General features: G+C 67.7%; 18 protein-coding genes, 1 tRNA gene and 1 riboswitch. Of the genes, 5 read left to right on the top strand and 14 right to left on the bottom strand.

The genetic code is table 11. From position 1 onward, the window contains the following. Window positions 1–539 precede the first annotated feature (539 nt). The 5 genes from LDO13_RS02560 to LDO13_RS02540 all read right to left on the bottom strand — a co-directional run bounded on the left by LDO13_RS02560 (window position 540) and on the right by LDO13_RS02540 (window position 4,221). Entirely contained in the window at window positions 540–1,607 is a 1,068-nt protein-coding gene (locus tag LDO13_RS02560) for an EamA family transporter (RefSeq protein WP_224048519.1), read from the bottom strand. 79 nt (window positions 1,608–1,686) lie between these two features. Then, a complete protein-coding gene (locus LDO13_RS02555) occupies window positions 1,687–2,241 on the bottom strand; it encodes a hypothetical protein (protein WP_224048518.1) in 555 nt (184 codons plus the stop codon). A 90-nt stretch (window positions 2,242–2,331) separates the two neighbouring features. Beyond that, window positions 2,332–2,859 carry a histidine phosphatase family protein gene (locus tag LDO13_RS02550; protein WP_224048517.1) on the bottom strand — a complete coding sequence of 176 codons (528 nt, stop codon included), beginning with the start codon at window positions 2,857–2,859 and terminating at the stop codon, window positions 2,332–2,334. Window positions 2,860–2,914: 55 nt separating this feature from the next. Beyond that, complete coding sequence (locus LDO13_RS02545) at window positions 2,915–3,118, bottom strand: dodecin family protein (RefSeq protein WP_024366200.1); 204 nt, start codon at window positions 3,116–3,118, stop codon at window positions 2,915–2,917. A gap of 239 nt (window positions 3,119–3,357) precedes the next feature. Next, window positions 3,358–4,221, bottom strand: a complete 864-nt coding sequence (locus tag LDO13_RS02540) for a winged helix-turn-helix domain-containing protein (RefSeq protein WP_224048516.1) — start codon at window positions 4,219–4,221, stop codon at window positions 3,358–3,360. 626 nt (window positions 4,222–4,847) lie between these two features. Between LDO13_RS02540 and LDO13_RS02535 the strand changes: the two genes are divergently transcribed. The 3 genes from LDO13_RS02535 (at window position 4,848) to LDO13_RS02525 (ending at window position 8,242) form a co-directional block, all read left to right on the top strand. Continuing rightward, complete coding sequence (locus tag LDO13_RS02535; RefSeq protein ID WP_224048515.1) at window positions 4,848–5,588, top strand: response regulator transcription factor; 741 nt, start codon at window positions 4,848–4,850, stop codon at window positions 5,586–5,588. A gap of 3 nt (window positions 5,589–5,591) precedes the next feature. Next, window positions 5,592–7,220, top strand: coding sequence for a HAMP domain-containing sensor histidine kinase (locus LDO13_RS02530; RefSeq protein ID WP_224048514.1), 1,629 nt, complete (start codon window positions 5,592–5,594; stop codon window positions 7,218–7,220). A gap of 77 nt (window positions 7,221–7,297) precedes the next feature. Next, window positions 7,298–7,485: riboswitch (cyclic di-AMP (ydaO/yuaA leader) on the top strand. After that, on the top strand, window positions 7,484–8,242 hold the full coding sequence (locus LDO13_RS02525; protein ID WP_224048513.1) for a hypothetical protein: 759 nt from the start codon (window positions 7,484–7,486) through the stop codon (window positions 8,240–8,242). (Overlaps the previous riboswitch by 2 nt.) Window positions 8,243–8,396: 154 nt before the next feature. On the opposite strand, the gene LDO13_RS02520 is transcribed toward LDO13_RS02525, so the two are convergent. The 3 genes from LDO13_RS02520 to LDO13_RS02510 all read right to left on the bottom strand — a co-directional run bounded on the left by LDO13_RS02520 (window position 8,397) and on the right by LDO13_RS02510 (window position 10,352). Continuing rightward, window positions 8,397–8,774 (bottom strand): VOC family protein, encoded by a 378-nt coding sequence (locus tag LDO13_RS02520; protein ID WP_224048512.1) that lies wholly within the window; start codon window positions 8,772–8,774, stop codon window positions 8,397–8,399. A gap of 93 nt (window positions 8,775–8,867) precedes the next feature. After that, on the bottom strand, window positions 8,868–9,503 hold the full coding sequence (gene upp / locus LDO13_RS02515; RefSeq protein ID WP_224048511.1) for a uracil phosphoribosyltransferase: 636 nt from the start codon (window positions 9,501–9,503) through the stop codon (window positions 8,868–8,870). Between the two features lie 12 nt (window positions 9,504–9,515). After that, complete coding sequence (locus LDO13_RS02510) at window positions 9,516–10,352, bottom strand: phosphatase PAP2 family protein (protein ID WP_224049640.1); 837 nt, start codon at window positions 10,350–10,352, stop codon at window positions 9,516–9,518. A gap of 89 nt (window positions 10,353–10,441) precedes the next feature. Between LDO13_RS02510 and LDO13_RS02505 the strand changes: the two genes are divergently transcribed. Then, a complete protein-coding gene (locus LDO13_RS02505; protein ID WP_224048510.1) occupies window positions 10,442–10,945 on the top strand; it encodes a nucleoside deaminase in 504 nt (167 codons plus the stop codon). A gap of 45 nt (window positions 10,946–10,990) precedes the next feature. On the opposite strand, the gene LDO13_RS02500 is transcribed toward LDO13_RS02505, so the two are convergent. From LDO13_RS02500 to LDO13_RS02485, 4 genes are read right to left on the bottom strand one after another with little or no spacing between them, the layout of a single operon-like run. Then, entirely contained in the window at window positions 10,991–12,247 is a 1,257-nt protein-coding gene (locus LDO13_RS02500) for a crosslink repair DNA glycosylase YcaQ family protein (RefSeq protein ID WP_224048509.1), read from the bottom strand. Window positions 12,248–12,251: 4 nt separating this feature from the next. Continuing rightward, complete coding sequence (locus tag LDO13_RS02495) at window positions 12,252–13,481, bottom strand: glycosyltransferase family 4 protein (RefSeq protein WP_224048508.1); 1,230 nt, start codon at window positions 13,479–13,481, stop codon at window positions 12,252–12,254. Between the two features lie 7 nt (window positions 13,482–13,488). Next, on the bottom strand, window positions 13,489–13,887 hold the full coding sequence (locus tag LDO13_RS02490; protein WP_224048507.1) for a 6-carboxytetrahydropterin synthase: 399 nt from the start codon (window positions 13,885–13,887) through the stop codon (window positions 13,489–13,491). 4 nt (window positions 13,888–13,891) lie between these two features. Further along, window positions 13,892–14,902: a zinc-binding alcohol dehydrogenase gene (locus LDO13_RS02485; protein ID WP_224048506.1), complete on the bottom strand. Its 1,011-nt coding sequence runs from the start codon at window positions 14,900–14,902 to the stop codon at window positions 13,892–13,894. Window positions 14,903–15,039: 137 nt separating this feature from the next. On the opposite strand from LDO13_RS02485, the gene LDO13_RS02480 reads away from it, so the two are divergent. Continuing rightward, window positions 15,040–15,129: transfer RNA gene (locus LDO13_RS02480), tRNA-Ser, on the top strand. 252 nt (window positions 15,130–15,381) lie between these two features. Here the strand turns inward: LDO13_RS02480 and LDO13_RS02475 are convergent. Both LDO13_RS02475 and LDO13_RS02470 read right to left on the bottom strand, forming a co-directional pair. Then, window positions 15,382–15,819: a hypothetical protein gene (locus LDO13_RS02475; RefSeq protein ID WP_224048505.1), complete on the bottom strand. Its 438-nt coding sequence runs from the start codon at window positions 15,817–15,819 to the stop codon at window positions 15,382–15,384. A 324-nt stretch (window positions 15,820–16,143) separates the two neighbouring features. Further along, window positions 16,144–16,941 carry a DUF4192 family protein gene (locus LDO13_RS02470; RefSeq protein ID WP_224049639.1) on the bottom strand — a complete coding sequence of 266 codons (798 nt, stop codon included), beginning with the start codon at window positions 16,939–16,941 and terminating at the stop codon, window positions 16,144–16,146. Window positions 16,942–17,104 lie beyond the last annotated feature (163 nt).

The following is a 17,104-nucleotide window of genomic DNA, read 5'->3' as shown; positions in this document are numbered from 1 at the left end:
TGCGTCTCCGAGGTGGTTATCCGCCGGCGGCACCGGACGCTGGCCGCCAGCGGAGTCGGGAGCATCCTGTTCATCGCTTTCGGCATCGCGTTCCTCCGGCAGTGGGGCCTGGCCTTCAACGCCGATCCGGACGCAATGTCGGCTCCGGTGGATACCGCCTATCCGGACCTGTACTTCTACCTTGCTGCTGCCTCCGGCGCAGCCACCCTGCTGCTGCTGGTGGCCGGAACGGTCCTTCCTGGCAGGGGCTGGCGTGCGCGTGCCGCCGGCTCCGCCCCGCGGCGGCGTCCGGCGTCGGGCGCGAGACGCCAGGCGCCCCGGAGTTCCGGCACGCGGCGCGCACCGTCCCGGACCTCCACCCCGCGGCCGACGCCGAGGCCGGCAGCACCCCGGGCGGCAGCACCCCGGGCGGCGGCCCCACGGTCGGCAGCACCCCGGGCGGCCGCCCCCCGGACCCCTGCACGCCCCGCCGCGAAGGCGGGGGCCGCCAAAACCGGGGCGGTCAAGGCAACGGGAACGAGGGCGCAGCCGGCCAGTACTCAGTCGGCCCGGGTTCCCGCCCCGCGGGCGGCATCCCCGGGGCTCAAGCGGCCGGCTTCCTCCGCCGGGGGGACCGCTGCGGCCAAGTCCCCCGCCACTTCAGCCGCGCGCCCATCGGCGCGGACATCCCCGCGCCGCTGAGCCCGCGGGCAGCGGTCCCGCTGCCGGCTGTCCCGCGCCCGGACATTCCAGAGGCGGACATTCCAGGGGCGGAGCACCGCCGTCGCCACCCCGGCGAGCAGCAGAAGCCCGCCGGTCACCTCCGCCGGGGTCGGCACTTCACCCAGGATGAGCCACGCCGTCGTCATCCCGACCACCGGAACCAGCAGGGTGAACGGCACGACAGCGGAGGACGGGTACAGTCCCAGCAGCCTGTTCCAGATCCCGTAGCCCACCAGGGAACCAAAGACAGCCGTATAAAGTGCGCTCAGCACCGTGACGGGCTGGACTTCCACCAGGGCCTGCACCACCGTGGTGGGCCCGTCAACCAGCAGGGACAGTCCCAGCAGGGGCAGCGGCACCACGGCCCCTGACCACACCACGAGCCCCAGCCCGGACGCCGCTTTCGCCTTGCGGGCGACGATGTTGCCGGCGGCCCAGGACAGCGCCGCGGCGAGCACGATCATGAGCGGCAGCACCGGGGCGACCTGGCTGCGGCCGACAGCCACAACAGCGAGCCCGGCCACGCCCAGCACAACGCCGGCGACCTGCCGCCGGCTGGGCCGTTCTCCGAGGAAGCCGGCCGCCAGGAGCACGGTCAGCAGGACCTGCGCCTGGAGGACCAAGGAGGCCAAGCCCGCGGGCATACCCAGGGCCATGGCCAGGTACAGCAGGCCGAACTGCCCGGCGCTCATCAACAGCCCGACGCCGACGATCGCCTTCCAGCCCACGTCCGGCTTTCGGATGAAGAAGATGCAGGGAACGACCACCAGGGTGAACCGCATCACGACGAACAGCAGCGGCGGCATCTCCGCACCGTCCGGGTGCAGGCCGAGGTCGATCGCGACGAAGTTGGCTCCCCAGAGCACCGCAACGAGCAGGGCGAGCGCGGAATGGCGGGTGTTCACCCTGCCACTATGCCGGTTCCCGCCCTGCTCCGCCGCAGTGCCGGGCCCACGTGTCGAAGGTTAGCCGGAGGCTGAACGGTCAGAGGTTCCGGGGATTGTCCTCGCGGGGCTTGTCGGTACGGGCCGGTTCAGTGGGGGCCTGCTGATGGGATTCCTGGCTGCCGTCCGCATTGGGGGCCGGGGCGGCGGGGCCAGGGTTCCGGTCGCCGCGGTCGCGGCGCAGCTCTTCGCTGCCTGCGGCTTCGCGGGGCGTTTGGGTATCGCGTTCGGTAGTGACGACGTCGGGGTCCAGTTCGTCCGCTTTCCGCAGCTGCTCCTGGGCGCCCGCACGCACGTGCTCGGCTTCCCGCTGCCGTTCGCGGGCTTCCTCCCGCAGACGCTCGGCCTCGACTTCTGCCTGCTTCGCGTCGGCCTCGGCGCGGGCGGCCTTCGCCTCGCGCTCCCTCGCACCGATCTCTTCGGTCTTGGCCTGTTCGCGCATTTCAACGGCCTTGTTGCGGTTGGCTTCCACCTTGCGCTTGCGGCTGACCATGGTGACCACGACGACGATCGCGATCACAACAACGATGCCGATGATGATTCCAATAAGCTGCCCTGAATCCACGATGATTCCGCCTTTTCTCTCGATCGCCATAAGTCCACGAGTCAACAGGATCAGTAAACCGCAGAATCGCCTGCATGACTATGCGTTGGGGCGGATCGTCCAGGAAGCGGCGCCGGCGCGTTATTTGGCGCGGGGAACCTTGAAATGTGTGAGTCTCGCGTCCTGGCCGTCCAGTTCGGCCCAGGTTTTCTCGGTCTCCATGATGGTCAGCGCGCTCGTGGGGTACCGGGTGGCAGCGTCCATGTAGGCGTCGTGGTTGGAATCCCTGGAGGCAAGATGCATGGCGAGGTCCTGCACGCCGGGCATGTGCGAGATCACCATAAGAGTGGTCACGGTATCCGGGACGTGGTTGATGACTGTCAGCATCCGCTTGGCCGAGGCGGCGTAGAGTCCGTCCTCCAGTTTCGGCGTCGGAGCTTTGTCGCCGAGTTCGCTGCAGACCCACGTGCACGTCTGCCGGGTGCGCAAGGCGCTGGAGCAGAGGATGAAGTCCGGGACCACACCGTGCTTCAACAGCCATTTTCCGGCCTGCGGAGCATCGCGGTGACCGCGCTCTTCGAGCGGCCTTTCATGATCCGCGACGCCGCCGGGCCAATCCGACTTGGCATGCCGCATGATCACCAGCCGTTTGATGTGATGCGCGCTCATGGCTCAATCCTAGTGCGGCGGCTGGTCCCCGGGCGCGCATCCCACCACCGGTCGCTCAGTCGTCCAGGACGAAGGTCACTTCAAGCACGACGTGCCAGGCCACAACAGCGCCGTCGCTGATTTCGACTTTCTGTTCCTTCACCCACGCCCCCGTGACATTGCGCAGGGTCTTGTTGGCCCTGTCGACGCCTTCCTTGATGGCGGCATCAAACGAGGTCTTGGAGTTCGCGCTCAGGGTAGTGATCCGTGCAACAGACATGTCTTCCTCCCAATAGTCGGCCCAACGCTCCGAGACTACGCCGGACCCAGCAAACGCAACAGAGCCACCCGAACCCACCATCCGCGGAGGCCAATACCCGTCAGCCAGCCCACCCAAAGCCCGCCCGCCTCGTCGTGCGGGCGCTGTAGCGGGAGCGGCACATCGCGCGTCGAACCCGAGCCGGGAAACGCAAAAACGCCCGCCCCAGCAAAGGGACGGGCGCTTGCGCGGGCTGAAAGCTAGATCGAGTATTCCGGAGCGGCCCAGACTACGACTTCGGGGTGCTCGTAGAAGCGGTAGCCCTGGCCGCGCACGGTGCGCACGGTGTTGGCGAGGCGGCCGAGCTTGGAGCGCAGGCGGCGGATGTGGACGTCGATGGTGCGCTCGTTGGGCACCTCTTCGGCATTCCGCCACAGGCCCTCGAGCAGCTCGTCGCGGCCCACGGTGCGCGTGCCGTTCTCGACGAGGTAGTTGAGGAGTTCGAATTCCTTGAACGTGAGGTTCAGGGATTCGCCGTCGAGCGCCACCTCACGACGGGCAAGGTCGATCAGCACGCCGGAGGGGCGCGGGTCCTGCGGCTGCTGCAGGCGGGCGGTCTCGGACCGCTGGCGGGCACCCACCGTGGGGTCACCGAAGGTGGAACGGACGACGTCGAGCGCGGAGCCCGGGGCGCTGGCCGGGGCGACGGCGACGGCGGCGTAGCTTTCAGCCCCGGAAACCAGGGACTGGGCGTAGGCCCGGATCTCCTGGGCGAGCTTCGCGATGGAGGTGCCTGCGGCCGCAGCGGTTTCCTCGTCGATCCCCATGTACAGCACGAAGCCGCGGGCGACGTTGTCGTTGGGGACGGGGCGGACGGGGCTGCCGTCACCCGGGGTGATCACGGGCGTCGGGGCCGTGGCCGGCGCCGGCGGAACAGCGCGGAGCTGCCCATAGGAGTTGGGGTTATATCCCTGCGGTGCATAGCCCGGGGCGGGGAAGCTGGCGCCGGATCCGGCAGGGGCGAAGGACGGGCGGCTGCCGAAGCCCTGGCGGATACCGGAGGCCTGGCCGGCCTTGCCGGCGTTACGGACGGAGATGTGGACGTATCCGGATGCAACTGACATGGATTGCTTACCTCAATGTGAATGGCCGTCATCGCGGCTCGAATGCTACTTTTCCCCGCAATGAAATCTGGGGAGGGGCGCCCTACGCTGGGCTGGGGGCGAATGCCTAGAAACTTTCGGGGTGTAAAAGTTAGGCGTGCATTCGACAACAACGCTTATCGGTATCAGCGGGTGTGCTGATCCAAAAAACTGCGACTGCAGGTGCTGTTGAGTTCTTGTTCACAATTGAAGTGTGCAACGTAACAATGAAAACTTGCAAGTAACAATGGACCCGAATGTCCACCATGCGAGACGAAACGCTGATATGTAGCGTAGATCACAATTCTGCCCGGCCAATAAAATAACAATCGTTCTGGTTATCTAGCGCCGCCGTGGTGTCTTTGACCGAATATTGTTCGTGCAACTAGGGCTAATAAGCAAAATAGTTCACGGTAAGCCAACCCGGACAGACAGTTCGCCTGCTTATCAATAGCCGCAGGCCGTCCCACAGAGTGGTCACCGCGGAATTCCAAAAATTGCGGCCGGACCAGCGCTCCCCGGGATGTCCAGCTCGCTAGGCTGGGATTCACAGGTGCCGCACAGGATCCCCAAAGGCGGACCTAACCGGCAGATCGGAGAGTAGTCCCATGGCCACTTCGCACTCCATGACCAACAATCTCCCCCAGCTGACCCATCCGGATGGCTCCCCCATCCGCGCCCTGGTCGTGGACGATGAGCCCAGCCTCTCCGAACTTATGAGCATGGGCCTGCGCATGGCGGGCTGGTCGGTTGCTGTCGCCGCGGACGGCCCGGAAGCCGTAAAGCTGGCCAAGGAGTTCCGTCCCGACGTGCTGGTGCTCGACGTGATGCTTCCCGGGTTCGACGGTGTGGAACTGCTGGGCAGGATCCGTGCCTTCACGCCGGAAGTCCCGGCCCTGTTCCTGACAGCGAAGGACGACGTCCAGGACCGCATCGCCGGGCTGGCTGCCGGCGGGGACGACTACGTGACCAAACCGTTCAGCATGGAGGAAGTGCTCCTGCGGCTGCACCGGCTGGTCCAACGTTCCGGGGTGGCCGCCATGGATACCGCCGAACTCGTCGTCGGAGACCTCGTCCTGAACATCGATACGCGGGAAGTGCGGCGGGCGGGGGAAGAGCTCCACCTCACGGCAACCCAGTTCGAGCTGCTGCGCTACCTCATGGAGAACCCGAAGCGAGTCGTCAGCAAAGCCCAGATCCTGGACCGGGTCTGGGACTACGACTTCGGCGGTCAGGCCAACATCGTGGAGCTCTACATCTCTTACCTCCGTAAGAAGGTCGACGCCATCCACCCGCCGATGATCCACACGGTGCGGGGCGCCGGCTATGTCCTGAAGCCGGCGGACTGATACGTGCCCGAACCCTCCGGTACCACCAGCCCTTCCAGGCTCAACTGGCGCGACCCGGCCACGTGGCATCTGCGCACCCGGCTTGTCCTGGTCGCCATGGCACTGCTCGTGGCGATCTGCGGAGCCATCGGCATTGTCAGCTACGCCTCGATGGACCTCTTCCTGACCCGGCAGCTGGACAAGCAGTTGCAGCAAGCCTCGGACCGCGCCCGCGATTTTGGCCGCTCCGGCGGCCGCTCCGATCCCCTTGAGGCACGCGGCCAGGGGGTCGGCACCCTCAACGCCAGGATCGTGGACGATTCGGTCCGCAGCGCCGGTTTTATCGCGGAGGACGCCACCCGCAAGTCGCTCACCAACGAAGACGACGAGATCCTCCTGAAGCTTTCTCCGCACGACGAGCCCGTCAACCGGACCCTGTCCGCCGGTTTCTACCGCCTGGTTGCTGTGCAGGCCCCGGATGGCAACGTGATGGTGACCGGGCTCCCGCTCGCGGAGAAACAGAACACGCTGGCCTCCCTGGTCTGGACCACGGTGTTCGTATCCGCCGGCGGCCTCGTTGTGATCGGTCTGGCCGGGACGGCGCTGATCCGCCGGACCATGAAACCGCTGGACCAGCTCTCCGACGTGGCGACGAGAGTCTCGCGCCTTCCGCTCGACGCCGGAGAAGTGGGACTTGCCGTCCGCGTACCGGCGTCGGCGGCCCATCCGGGAACCGAGGTGGGCAGCGTTGGCCATGCCTTGAACCTGATGCTGGACAACGTCTCCAACGCGCTCGAAGCCCGGCAGGAGAGCGAGATGAAGGTGCGCCAGTTCGTGGCGGATGCCTCACACGAACTGCGCACGCCCCTGACCGCCATCCGTGGCTACACCGAGCTGATGCGGATGACCGAACATTTCACCCCCGACGGGCAGAAGTCCCTGGCCCGCGTGCAGAGCCAGTCGGAGCGGATGACCACCCTGGTGGAGGACCTGCTCCTGCTCGCCCGGCTGGATGAAGGCCAACCGCTCAAGCTCGGAGATGTGGACCTCACCCAGCTGGCCGTGGAGACAGTGAGTGACGAGAAGGTGATGGCCCCTGACCGGGTCTGGCAGTTGGAGCTCCCCGAAGAGCCCGTGGTGGTCCGCGGCGACGCCACCCAGCTTCACCAGGTGCTGGCCAATTTGCTCTCCAACGCCCGCAAGCACACGGGACCCGGCACGACGGTGGTTACCGGCGTGCAGCGCACCCCGGACGGGAGTGCCGTGGTGACCGTGACGGACAACGGGCCCGGGATCGCCCCCGAGTTTGTGGGCCGCGTCTTTGCCCGCTTCACCCGGGCGGATGCCTCCCGGAAGAATCCGGTGCCAGTGACGACGCCGGCAACCGTCCGCCTACCCCTGCCGCACCTCCCGCTCCGCCCGCCCCGGCCCCCGTCCGCCACGAGTGCTTCCACAGGGACCCCTCCGCCGACTTCCGCCGAAGGAACCAGCGGGCTGGGACTCTCGATCGTGCAGTCGATTGTTGAGGCCCACGGGGGGACGGTCAGCGTGACGTCGGTGCCGGGCAGGACCGAATTTGTGGTGCGGCTGCCCGCGCCCGGCCCGGCTGTCGAAGAGGTTCCGGCGGCGCAAGCCGCCACACCGCCGTCGTGATCCCCGTTACCCAAATGTGACTTAAGCATCCGGGTCCTGTACGGTTTTTAGGGTGCGGCCATCACTGACGCCGCATATCCGGATGCACGCCAAACTCTGCCGCCTCCCGGATTCCGCTGGACCAGGCAGAGGCGGGGGACCCAGAGTTCCCGGGCATTTCTGCATCTTGCACCCTTGGGGTGAAGCCGACACGTGAGATTCCGTGCGGCCGGATGACCTCATCCGAACCCGACAGCTAACTCCGCAGGCGTTGAGAGGCGAACATGACTGACTTTAAGCCACAAACGCGCCCTGAAGGCGTTACCACGAAGACCCGCTCCGAGCCGTCGCGCCACCGCGCCGAACCGGCCAAGCCCGCTTCAGGCCTGTCCCGGTTTGCCAAGAACTTCGGCTCCAGGGGCCGCCGGGCGGCTGTTGTTGCCGCGACCTGCGCGGTGCTTGTGGGGGTCGGCGCCGCCGGACACGCGTCCGAGACAGCTGCCCGCAATGCCAGCGCGGGCACTTCCACTGACGCAGCCACCACGGCGGATCCCCTGACGCCCCTCGATTTTGAGCGCGTCCGTGTCGTCAACCAGACCACCATCCCCACCGGCGATGTCGCGGCCCAGCCTGCCGAGGTCAAGCCTGCCGAAGCACCGGCCCCGGCAGCTGCGCCGGCACCCGCACCGGCACCCGCGCCCGAGCCGGCACCGGCGCCCGCCCCCGTTGCCATCGACGACCCTGCCGGCGCGCAGGCCTACGCAGCCAGCCAGCTGGGCTCCCATGGCTGGGCCGCAGACCAGATGCAGTGCCTCAATAAGCTCTGGACCAAGGAGTCGGACTGGAAGACGACGGCCACCAACAAGAGCAGCGGGGCCTACGGTGTGGTCCAGTCCCTGCCGGCCGAGAAGATGGCCAGCGCGGGCGCTGATTACCGGACCAACTACCGGACCCAGATCAACTGGGGCCTGAATTACGTCAAGGAACGTTACGGCTCACCGTGTGGTGCCCTGAACTTCCACTACGCCCACAACTGGTACTAAACACCAGACCCGGCGGACGCGAACGTCGGAATGAAGTGCCCTTGTAAGAGCGCTAAAGCGAGGCCCCGGATCCGCTGGATCCGGGGCCTCGCTTGTGTCCGCGACAATCCGCGGGAACCCGGGCCTTACCCCGGGTCGGTTCGGTTAGGGGTGTCTAGCCGTTGGGACGGTTGGGCAGGTACTGCACCGCCCATTTATTGCCGTCGGGATCTGCGAAGTAGACGAAGTGCCCCCAGTCCTGGACATCGACGTCGCTGACGTCCACGCCGTTGTCCTTGAGCTGTTGGTGGGCGGCCTGAATGTCGCTGACCACCAGCTGCAGGCTGGGGGCCGTGCCGGGCGGGGCGTCGTTGAGGCCCTCGCCAATGGCGATCGAGCAGCCTGAACCGGGCGGGGTCAGCTGGACGAAACGGATGCCGTCCATGGGCCGCTCGTCGTAGTCGGCGTTGAACCCGACCTTGTTGACGTAGAAATCCTTGGCGCGGTCCACATCGGACACGGGGACAAAGACGAGTTCAAGTTTCCAGTCCATGGGGCACAGGCTAGTCCCGGACAGCGTTTTCCGGTAGGGCAACCCCAACCGCGGGAAACCCGCAGCGGGGGCGGCGTCGAAACCGGCGGCTGGTTAGCCGGCCACGCCGTAGAGGCGGTCGCCGGCGTCGCCCAGGCCCGGAACGATGTAGGACTTCTCGTTGAGCTTCTCGTCGATGGAGGCGAGCACGATCGTCACATTGGCGTCGGAGAGCTCCTCCTCCAGCTTCGCCAGGCCTTCCGGAGCGGCCAGCAGGCAGATGCAGGTGACGTCGGACGCGCCGCGCTTGAAGAGGAACTTGATGGCCTCGCGCAGCGTGCCGCCGGTGGCGAGCATGGGGTCCAGGACAAAGATCTGGCGGTCGGTGAGATCCTCGGGGAGCCGCTCGGCGTACGTGATGATGTCCAGGGTCTCTTCATCCCGGGCCATGCCCAGGAAGCCCACCTCGGCGGTGGGGACCAACTTGGTCATGCCCTCGAGCATGCCGAGTCCCGCCCGGAGGATGGGGACCACCAGCGGGGTGGGCTTGGTGAAAGCGGTGCCGATGGTGGTGCTGACCGGTGTCTCGATGGTAACCGGTTCGGTGCGGACTTCGCGGGTGGCCTCGTACGCAAGGAGCGTGACCAGTTCCTCGGTGAGCTGGCGGAAGACCGGGGACGGGGTGTTCTTGTCCCGCAGAACGGTGAGCTTATGGGCGACCAGCGGGTGGTCCACAACGAAAGTGCGCATGGGTCAAAACTATCACCCGGCGGCTGGTGGCCCGCCCGTGGGACCGCGGGCGCCGACGTCGTCCTTGCCACCGGACCGGCGGTCTTTGCCGGTGCTGCTGGCGGTCCCCCCGACGCCGTCTCTGAGGTGCGCGGGGTTGTCGAACGTGGGCGCGGGACCCGCGTGTTCCCGGTGCCGCAAGACATGGAAGAGCCTGTGGGCCATGATCACGATCGCCACCCACGCCAGCCCCAGCAGCCATCCGAAGATCACATCGGTCATCCAGTGATGGCCCAGGAAGACCCTGCTCATCCCCATTGCTGCCACGAAGATCACACCGGCAGCGATCAGGGCGACGCGCGCAATGGTGCGCTGCACCTGCAGGCAGGCGAGGTACACCACGAGCCCGATCACCACCGTGGTGTTAAGCGTGTGTCCACTGGGGAACGACGGCGAGTCCTCGTAGGGAGGCACGGCGTCCGCGTGGTCCGGGCGGTTCCGGCCGATCAGTTTCTTGCCCATCGTGGTGGCCGTGGTGGACACAGCGGCGGCGGCGCCGATCAGGATCAGCGGCCGCCAGGTCCGGGAGGCCCAGATGAGCCAGGCAGTGAGGATGCTGGCCAGGATGGGCATGCCGACGCCTCCGCCGATGTTCGTGAACCCTGTAACGAAGGAGTCCAACCCGGGGCTGCGGAGCTGTTCCATTAACGCCAGGGTTGGCTTGTCCAGATTCGCCAGGCCGGCGTCGTCCACCACGTTGTCATAGACCTCGGCGCTGAGCACCGCCAGGAGAACCACCAGCACGCCGCCCACGAGCATCGTGATCCACAGGGCGGCGTACGGCACAACCCACTTGCCCCAGCGCCGCATGAGCCAGCTTTCCGTCCTGGTGGTCACGGCCATCTCCTGACTACTTCGTGCTGCACAGCTTGCTTAGTGTTCGAAACTATCATTGAGCCATGACTTCCCCTGAGCCCCGCCATGCCGACTGGATGGGCCTTGCCTTGGGCGAGGCGCGTGCCGCGCTGGCCACGGCGGACGTGCCGATCGGCGCCGTCGTCATTGGTCCCGACGGCACCGTGCTCGGCCGCGGGCGCAACGAGCGGGAGGCCATCGGGGATCCGACGGCGCACGCTGAGATGGTGGCCATCCGCGCGGCTGCCGCGCGGCTGCAGGAACTCAGCGCCCGGGGCGGGAAGGCCGGTGACGGCTGGCGCCTGGAAGACTGCACCCTGGTGGTGACGCTCGAGCCCTGCGCCATGTGCGCCGGTGCCGTGGTGCTGGCCCGGATTCCCCGGGTGGTGTTCGGTGCGTGGGACGAGAAGGCGGGGGCCGCCGGTTCCGTGTTCGATGTTCTCCGCGAGCGCCGGCTCAACCACTGGGTTGAAGTGTACGGCGGGGTCCGGGAACAGGAATGCGCGACGTTGCTCCGGGACTTCTTCGCCGGGCACCGGGGCGCCTGAGCCTTCGCCATCGCGCCTCCCCGTGCCCGCGGTGTCCCCGCCGCGCTAACTGGCGGCGGCCGAGCCTGCTGCGGCAGCCGCCAGGTTGTCGATCCGCTTCTGCCGGGTGGCTGGTGAGTCAAGGCTGAACGCGCGGAAGTCCCCCAGGTCCTCGCGGATCCAGTCCTCGGTTTCGCCGATCCGCCGGGTCACGGCCGCCGTGGGCGCGCGGAACAGCCAGGGCACGATCCGTTCCCTGCCGGGATCGTACTGCCACAGCCCGATGATTCGGCCCCGGTCGAAGATGGGATGGTCCGGGAGGTCCGCCTGAAGCGCCAGCGAGCCGAGGGCCTGTGTGTGCTGGTCCTCGTCGGCCAGGAGTTCGGCGGCATTGCGCCGCAACAGTGCGAGGGAATCCGTTCCGGCGAGCAGTTGGATCTGCTCGTCGGCCGGCTCTTCGAAAACGGCGAGCTTTTCGACATCGTCGGGCAGCATCCACAGCGTCACCCCGGCGGCCGTGGGAACCTCCACCGCGCCCGCCGCGGCCAGCGCCGCCTTGCTCTGGACAACGGTGAACGCCGTGAACCATTGCGATTGTTTGAACGTGGCCCCGCCGGTCCAGCCCAGGTAGCGGCGGATCAGCTCGGCGCGGGCTTCGTCCTCGTCGAGCGGGCTCGGCGGCAGGTTCCAGAGCTCGTAGGCGTAGCGCTGCTGGTCCAGGCGCCCGTTGGCCGGGACCCGCCGGATCCGGCCCTGCGCCTGCAGGATGCCGAGGGCCGTGGGCAGCGTGGTGGTGGCGCCCTTCTTTTTGCCTTCCTCGCCGAGGTTCCGCACGGATTCGCCGAGTTCCTCCTTGAGCTGCCGCGGGTCCAGCGGAACGGCTGCCTCGGTCAGCGTGTGCAGCACCTGTTCCTCCAGCAGGGTGATTTCGCCGCGGTCCACCCCGAGCCTGCCGACCACTTTGAAGGCGGCCTCGGCGGCGTCCCGTCCGAGTTGCAGCGCCCAGGCGAAGTCGTCCCGGCCCAGGACGTACGTGCAGCCTCGCGCCGTCGGAAGTTCCAAGATCCGGTGCGCCAGGACGTCGGCGTCCACTTGGTCGCGCCGGATGCCGGCGCGGGCGAAGAGCGTCAGGTAGGGGTTGGCGCCGCCCACGGAGCGGGCCCAGCCGGCGCGGGCAAAGACCTGCTCCGAGGTGCTGCCGGCCAGCGACCCGTCCAGGCCCTGTTTGTGCCAGGCCCAGGCGCGGAGCCGCTCGCGGGTGAGGGTCCGCGCCGGCGGCGCGTTCGCGGTCAGGGGCTGCGTGGTGAGGGGCTGGGGCGTCATGGGGTCATTGTCCAACAGCTTGTGCGGCAGGGGAATCTTCCGCGGCCGGCTTTTCGTCCCCGGCGGCCGCCGGCGGCGGGGACGGGTGTCCCGGGTTCACCACTTCCAGCACGGTCCGGGCCGTGGCATTCCAGCCGGGCAGCCGGTCCCGCGCGTCAACCGCCGCGGCCCGCCAGCGGGTGCGCAGTGCCGGTTGGGCCAGCCAGCGCCGCAGCACGTCCGCGAGGGGAGCCGGGTCCGTGTCCAGGACGACGGCGGTTCCCGGGAGGGTTGCCGTACTGTTCTCTGCTGCGCGCGCGGCAGCCGGCCCGGCCGCCGGCGTGCCGGCCGCGAGCGCTTCGACGGCGCCGGTGCCGGCCCGGACGACGACCGGCACTCCCCTGGCAATCGATTCCGTGACCACGAGCCCGAAAGTCTCGGCCCGCGAGATGAGCAGGCTAAGGTCGGCCGCGGCCCATTCTGCATCGAGGGCACTGCCGCGCAGCTCCCCCGGGATCCGGAGGCGGTCCTGCAGGCCCAGCCGCGTCACCGCGTCCCGGAGCTGCGCGGCGTAGGCCGGGTCCGCGGTGTCGGAACCGATCAGCGACGCCGTCCACGGCAGGTCCGTCAGGGCTGCGAGCGCGGCAAGGAGCAGTGACTGGGCCTTGTTCGGCAGCAGGGCGGCGACGGCCAGCAGATGCGGCGGCTCCGATCCGGGGGCCAGCGCGGCGGTGTCCGTGCCTGGCAGGGCAACCCGGATTCCGTCGAGTGCGTGCCTGGCCCGGATTGCGGCCGCAGCCGAGGTGCTCGTGCAGATGACCCCGGCAGCCGCCCGCAGCGCGCGGCGCTCCAGCCCGGCTTCATCCTGCCCGGTGTCGTCCAGCGGCATGTGCAGCAGGATCCAGGCGGGCCGTCCGGCGGCTGCGGCGGCTGCCAGTTCATCCGGTGCCCCGCAGGCGAGGAGCCCGTCGACGATCGTGACGGTGTGCCCGGCGGCGGTGCGCCCGGAGGCTCCGCCGTCGTCGCGGAGCAGTGCGGCCAGCCGCCGCCGGTCCTCCGGGCTGCCTACCGGCCAGCCGCCGTCGAGCGGAAAGGTTTCCACGTCCACGCCCAGCCCGGCAAGTTCGCGGGCGAGGGCTGCGTTGTAGACGTTGCCGCCGGAGTTGTGGCGCACGCTGCCGGGCACGACAAGCCGGACGCGGAGGCTGCCCGGCTTCAGCGTGGTCCCGGCTGGCGGCGTGTTCCTGGCCGGCACGGAGGTCCTAGCTGGCCTCGAAGTCGAGCGAGTAACTGGCCCAGGCGTCGGGGGTTTCGCGGAGGGTAACGTCCAGCCCGGCCAGCTCCCGGCCGTCGGCGCCATTGCGGATCTTCGCCGCAACGGCGTCGGCGACGTACTGGGCCAGGGCCTCTGTGGTGCTGAGCCTGCCGGCGAAGTCCGGGTGCTCGTCCAGGTTCTTGTAGTTCAGGCCTTCGAGGACGGCATCCAGCACTTCGCCGGCCTCGCCGATGTCCAGGACGATCGAGTCGTCATTGAGAGTGCGGCGGCGGAAGGTCACCTCCGTGACGAAGGTGGCGCCATGCAGGCCCTGGGCGGGGCCGAACGCCGGGCGCGGGAGGCTGTGGGCGATCATGAAGTTGCGGCGGACGGTCAGGCTGAACACGGGTTTACCTCGTGGCTTCTGTTGTGGCGGGGTATTCGATGACGTGGCAGAGCGCGTTCAGCGCGCCGTCGGAGAGCTGCCGGACGACGTCGGGCAACTCGTCGAGGGTGGAGGAACCGGTGAGGAATACGTCGAACCCCGGATCACGCAGCAGGGAGACGGCGAGCTGGAGCCGGTCGGCGTTGGTGCGGCGGTGGCGGCGGGCGCGGGCCACGACGCCCACCTGGCTGGCGCGGATGGAGAGCCGGCGGGCGTGGAAGTCCTCCCCCAGCGGCACGGTGACGTTGCGGTCGGCGTACCACGACATCTCGATGACGTCGCTGTCGTCCCCTGCCAGCTGCAGGGCCCGCGCCAAGCCTTCCTGGGAGGCGGAGCAGTGGATCACGATGTCGCAGTCCGGCAGGGCGTCGTCGGGGTGGCTGAACTCGACGCCGAGCGTTTCGGCTAACGCCCGCTTGGCCGGGTCGACGTCGACCAGCTGGAGCCGTCCGAGCGGAAAGGAGGCCAGGAGCCTGGCCACCATGCCGCCGACGAGACCGGCGCCGATCACGGCGACCCTGTCGCCGAGGCGTGGCCCGGCCTCCCAGATCCCGTTGATCGCGGTCTCGACCGTGCCGGTCAGCACGGCGCGGCGGGCTGGGACGTCCTCCGGAACCTCGGTGAGCGACTCCACCGGCACGATGTAGCGGTCCTGGTGCGGGTACAGGCAGAAGACGGTCTTGCCGAGCCATTCAGCCGGGCCGTCCTCGACGACGCCGACGGAGAGGTAGCCGAACTTCACCGGGGACGGAAAGGAACCTTCCTGGTTCGGGGCGGCCATTTCCTCCGCCACACACTCCGGGACGCGGGCGTTGTGCACGACGAGTTCGGTGCCTTTGCTGATGCCCGAGAACAGGGTGCGGACCAGCGCTTCGCCGGGGCCGGGCGCGGGCAGGTCCTCGCGCCGGAGCTCCCCTTGCCGGGGGCCGATGGTCCAATATGCGGTGGCTGTGGTGTGCTGGTCGGAAGTACTCATCTTGCTGAAGAATCTAGTGCCAGTCGCTGACGCAGGGAAGCTTGTCCCTTACGGGCGGGTCCCGTTCCGGCGCTTCCGAGGCGCCCCGTGCCGCCGTTTTGTGGATCAGCGCTTGGCTCCGGTAACCTATTCAGGTTGGTGACGTGTCCGAGCGGCCGAAGGTGCAACACTCGAAATGTTGTTTGGTGTAAAAGCCAACGTGGGTTCAAATCCCACCGTCACCGCCAAGTATCGAGGCCCCTGGTTTCCTTTGATTACAAGGGAAGCAGGGGCCTTTGCTTTGCCCGGAACGGACCCGTTGGCAAAGAATTGGCAATGCTTTCCTCCTGCACGCTCCAGCCGTCACACGCCGGTCCTGAATCGAGCTGCCATCTCACGGGGTCTTCTCCCCGGTTGCAACCACTGAGCAGGACGGGTCGGCTTCAATACCCAACCGTGGCGCCAGCGCAGCGTGCGCGACCGGGTGGAAGTCCCAGAGGTCAGTTGTCATCGACGCGGAAGTGTCCGTTGAGGATCCGTTGGCGGACCCGCTCAACATCGCACTCGACAGGGTTTTCGCTGAGATCGATCTTGGCCTCGTCCGTGCCGACGCCCGGAGTGTCGCGGATGCCGATCCGGAAAAAGCGTCCGTCGTCCAGTTGGCCGCTCAGATTAGCGTCAATCCCCTCCACGCGGAGGCAGTCTACGGTTCCGTGCACGGCAGGCTCCCCGGGCAGCTTGAAGGTGATGTTGCCGCTGGCTTCGAGCCGGTCTCCGGCGGAGGGCACGTTGGCGCTGACGGTGATTTGGGCCGTGCCGTCCCCGAAGCGGATCGTGCCACCACCCGTGGCCCCGTCGAAGGGGGCAGCCGCGGTCGCGGGCGACGTTAAGGCGAGAAAGCTGGCGGTGAGCAGCGCGATGACATGTGGCTTTTTCATGGTGGCCTCCTGGGTACTGGGGATGTACGTTGAGGTGCCCCTGCGGGGTGCTTGACCTCCCCGGCACGTGGGCCTGAAGGCGCGAAGGCTCTGATGCTAGCACCGTGTCCGGGGACCAGGAAGGCGGCCGGTTAACCTACCGCGGGGCCCCATTAGCTCTCGAGGCTGCTCATTGCTCCTGTTCGCAGGGTGGCCACGAGGAGTCCGTGGCTGGTCTCGACTGCTACGGGAATCGGGGTCTGCGGTGTATCGCCGTGCTCGGCGAGTAGGTCCAGCAGGATCTTGTAGCCCCTTTTGTGTCGGGTCCGGTCTCCGTCCCTCCGGCTAGCGGTTCTTGGTGCGGGCGTAGGACTTTTCCGGGTTCCGGGCGCAGTCAGCGACCATTCCGCGGCTCACGAGTTCGGCCAGCAGCACGGCGAGGCGGTAGTCGGTGGTGTCCTCCAGTGCCAGCTTGAGGTACCGGGCAGCGAATCTGGACTTGCCTTTGAGCCATTCCAGCCAGCCGATCAGGCACAGCATCGGGGCGCGCTTTCCTTCGGGGGCTGCCTTCATCAGTTCGAAGGCGACTTCCTGGGCGGTGTCCACACGGGCCCAGTCCGGGCGGCCCCGGAACACGCCCAGCATCACGGGCGTGAATTGATCAGGTGCGTTGGTGATGACGTCCCTCATCAGGTAATCCCGGGTGATCGCGTCCTGAAAAGCTCCTGCCAGTTCCTGCGCGGTCCGGGCTGTCAGGGAGGCGGGGTTCCGCAAAACCTGAGCCCATTGCTCCCGGATGCGTTCCAGCCCTTCACCCCGTCCGTCCGGGCTGTAGGCCGGGATGGTGTCACAGGTTCCGGTGGTACCGGTGAACGGGGCCGGTTTGGTGAATCCGGTGATATTGCTTCCGGCGTAGACCAGGGCGGCGTTTCCGGTGCTGGCGGTGAACTTTTCCAGCGACTCCTCAGTGCAGCAGCCCAGGTCCGTGCGGAGGTAGTTCATCCAGACTTCGCAAGCGTCCGTCCATGCGTCCCGCAGCGGCATTACCGCAGTGTCCGATTCGTAACGCAGTGCCGCGACGTGATCGGTGTGCGGTCGGGGGCTGTTGGAGCGGAGCGTGGCACCGAGCCGGTTTCCCTGCATGGTCAACACGTGGCGGTATCGCTAACACTCATTACAAGAAAACGTCCATCCTGGGGTTGCGTTAAGGCTGGCCGGCGCCTCTTGGGGGCAGACGCCGGCCAGCGCTCACAGTGGAAGGCCCGCCGGAGGACTGGTGGGGGGTCCAAGCTCCGGCGGCGCCTGC

Source organism: Arthrobacter sp. NicSoilB4, assembly GCF_019977335.1.
Classification (GTDB): Bacteria; Actinomycetota; Actinomycetes; order Actinomycetales; family Micrococcaceae; genus Arthrobacter.
Note: the sequence above shows the minus strand (reverse complement) of the source record. Positions and strands in the feature narration are given on the sequence as shown.

Excerpts from the sequence above, each read along its gene's own strand:
- LDO13_RS02555 (WP_224048518.1), bottom strand. The coding sequence starts at position 2,241 with ATGGCGATCGAGAGAAAAGGCGGAATCATCGTGGATTCAGGGCAGCTT.
- LDO13_RS02550 (WP_224048517.1), bottom strand. The coding sequence starts at position 2,859 with ATGAGCGCGCATCACATCAAACGGCTGGTGATCATGCGGCATGCCAAG.
- LDO13_RS02545 (WP_024366200.1), bottom strand. The coding sequence starts at position 3,118 with ATGTCTGTTGCACGGATCACTACCCTGAGCGCGAACTCCAAGACCTCG.
- LDO13_RS02540 (WP_224048516.1), bottom strand. The coding sequence starts at position 4,221 with ATGTCAGTTGCATCCGGATACGTCCACATCTCCGTCCGTAACGCCGGC.
- LDO13_RS02535 (WP_224048515.1), top strand. The coding sequence starts at position 4,848 with ATGGCCACTTCGCACTCCATGACCAACAATCTCCCCCAGCTGACCCAT.
- LDO13_RS02525 (WP_224048513.1), top strand. The coding sequence starts at position 7,484 with ATGACTGACTTTAAGCCACAAACGCGCCCTGAAGGCGTTACCACGAAG.
- LDO13_RS02520 (WP_224048512.1), bottom strand. The coding sequence starts at position 8,774 with ATGGACTGGAAACTTGAACTCGTCTTTGTCCCCGTGTCCGATGTGGAC.
- upp (WP_224048511.1), bottom strand. The coding sequence starts at position 9,503 with ATGCGCACTTTCGTTGTGGACCACCCGCTGGTCGCCCATAAGCTCACC.
- LDO13_RS02510 (WP_224049640.1), bottom strand. The coding sequence starts at position 10,352 with ATGCGGCGCTGGGGCAAGTGGGTTGTGCCGTACGCCGCCCTGTGGATC.
- LDO13_RS02505 (WP_224048510.1), top strand. The coding sequence starts at position 10,442 with ATGACTTCCCCTGAGCCCCGCCATGCCGACTGGATGGGCCTTGCCTTG.
- LDO13_RS02500 (WP_224048509.1), bottom strand. The coding sequence starts at position 12,247 with ATGACGCCCCAGCCCCTCACCACGCAGCCCCTGACCGCGAACGCGCCG.
- LDO13_RS02485 (WP_224048506.1), bottom strand. The coding sequence starts at position 14,902 with ATGAGTACTTCCGACCAGCACACCACAGCCACCGCATATTGGACCATC.
- LDO13_RS02475 (WP_224048505.1), bottom strand. The coding sequence starts at position 15,819 with ATGAAAAAGCCACATGTCATCGCGCTGCTCACCGCCAGCTTTCTCGCC.
- LDO13_RS02470 (WP_224049639.1), bottom strand. The coding sequence starts at position 16,941 with ATGCAGGGAAACCGGCTCGGTGCCACGCTCCGCTCCAACAGCCCCCGA.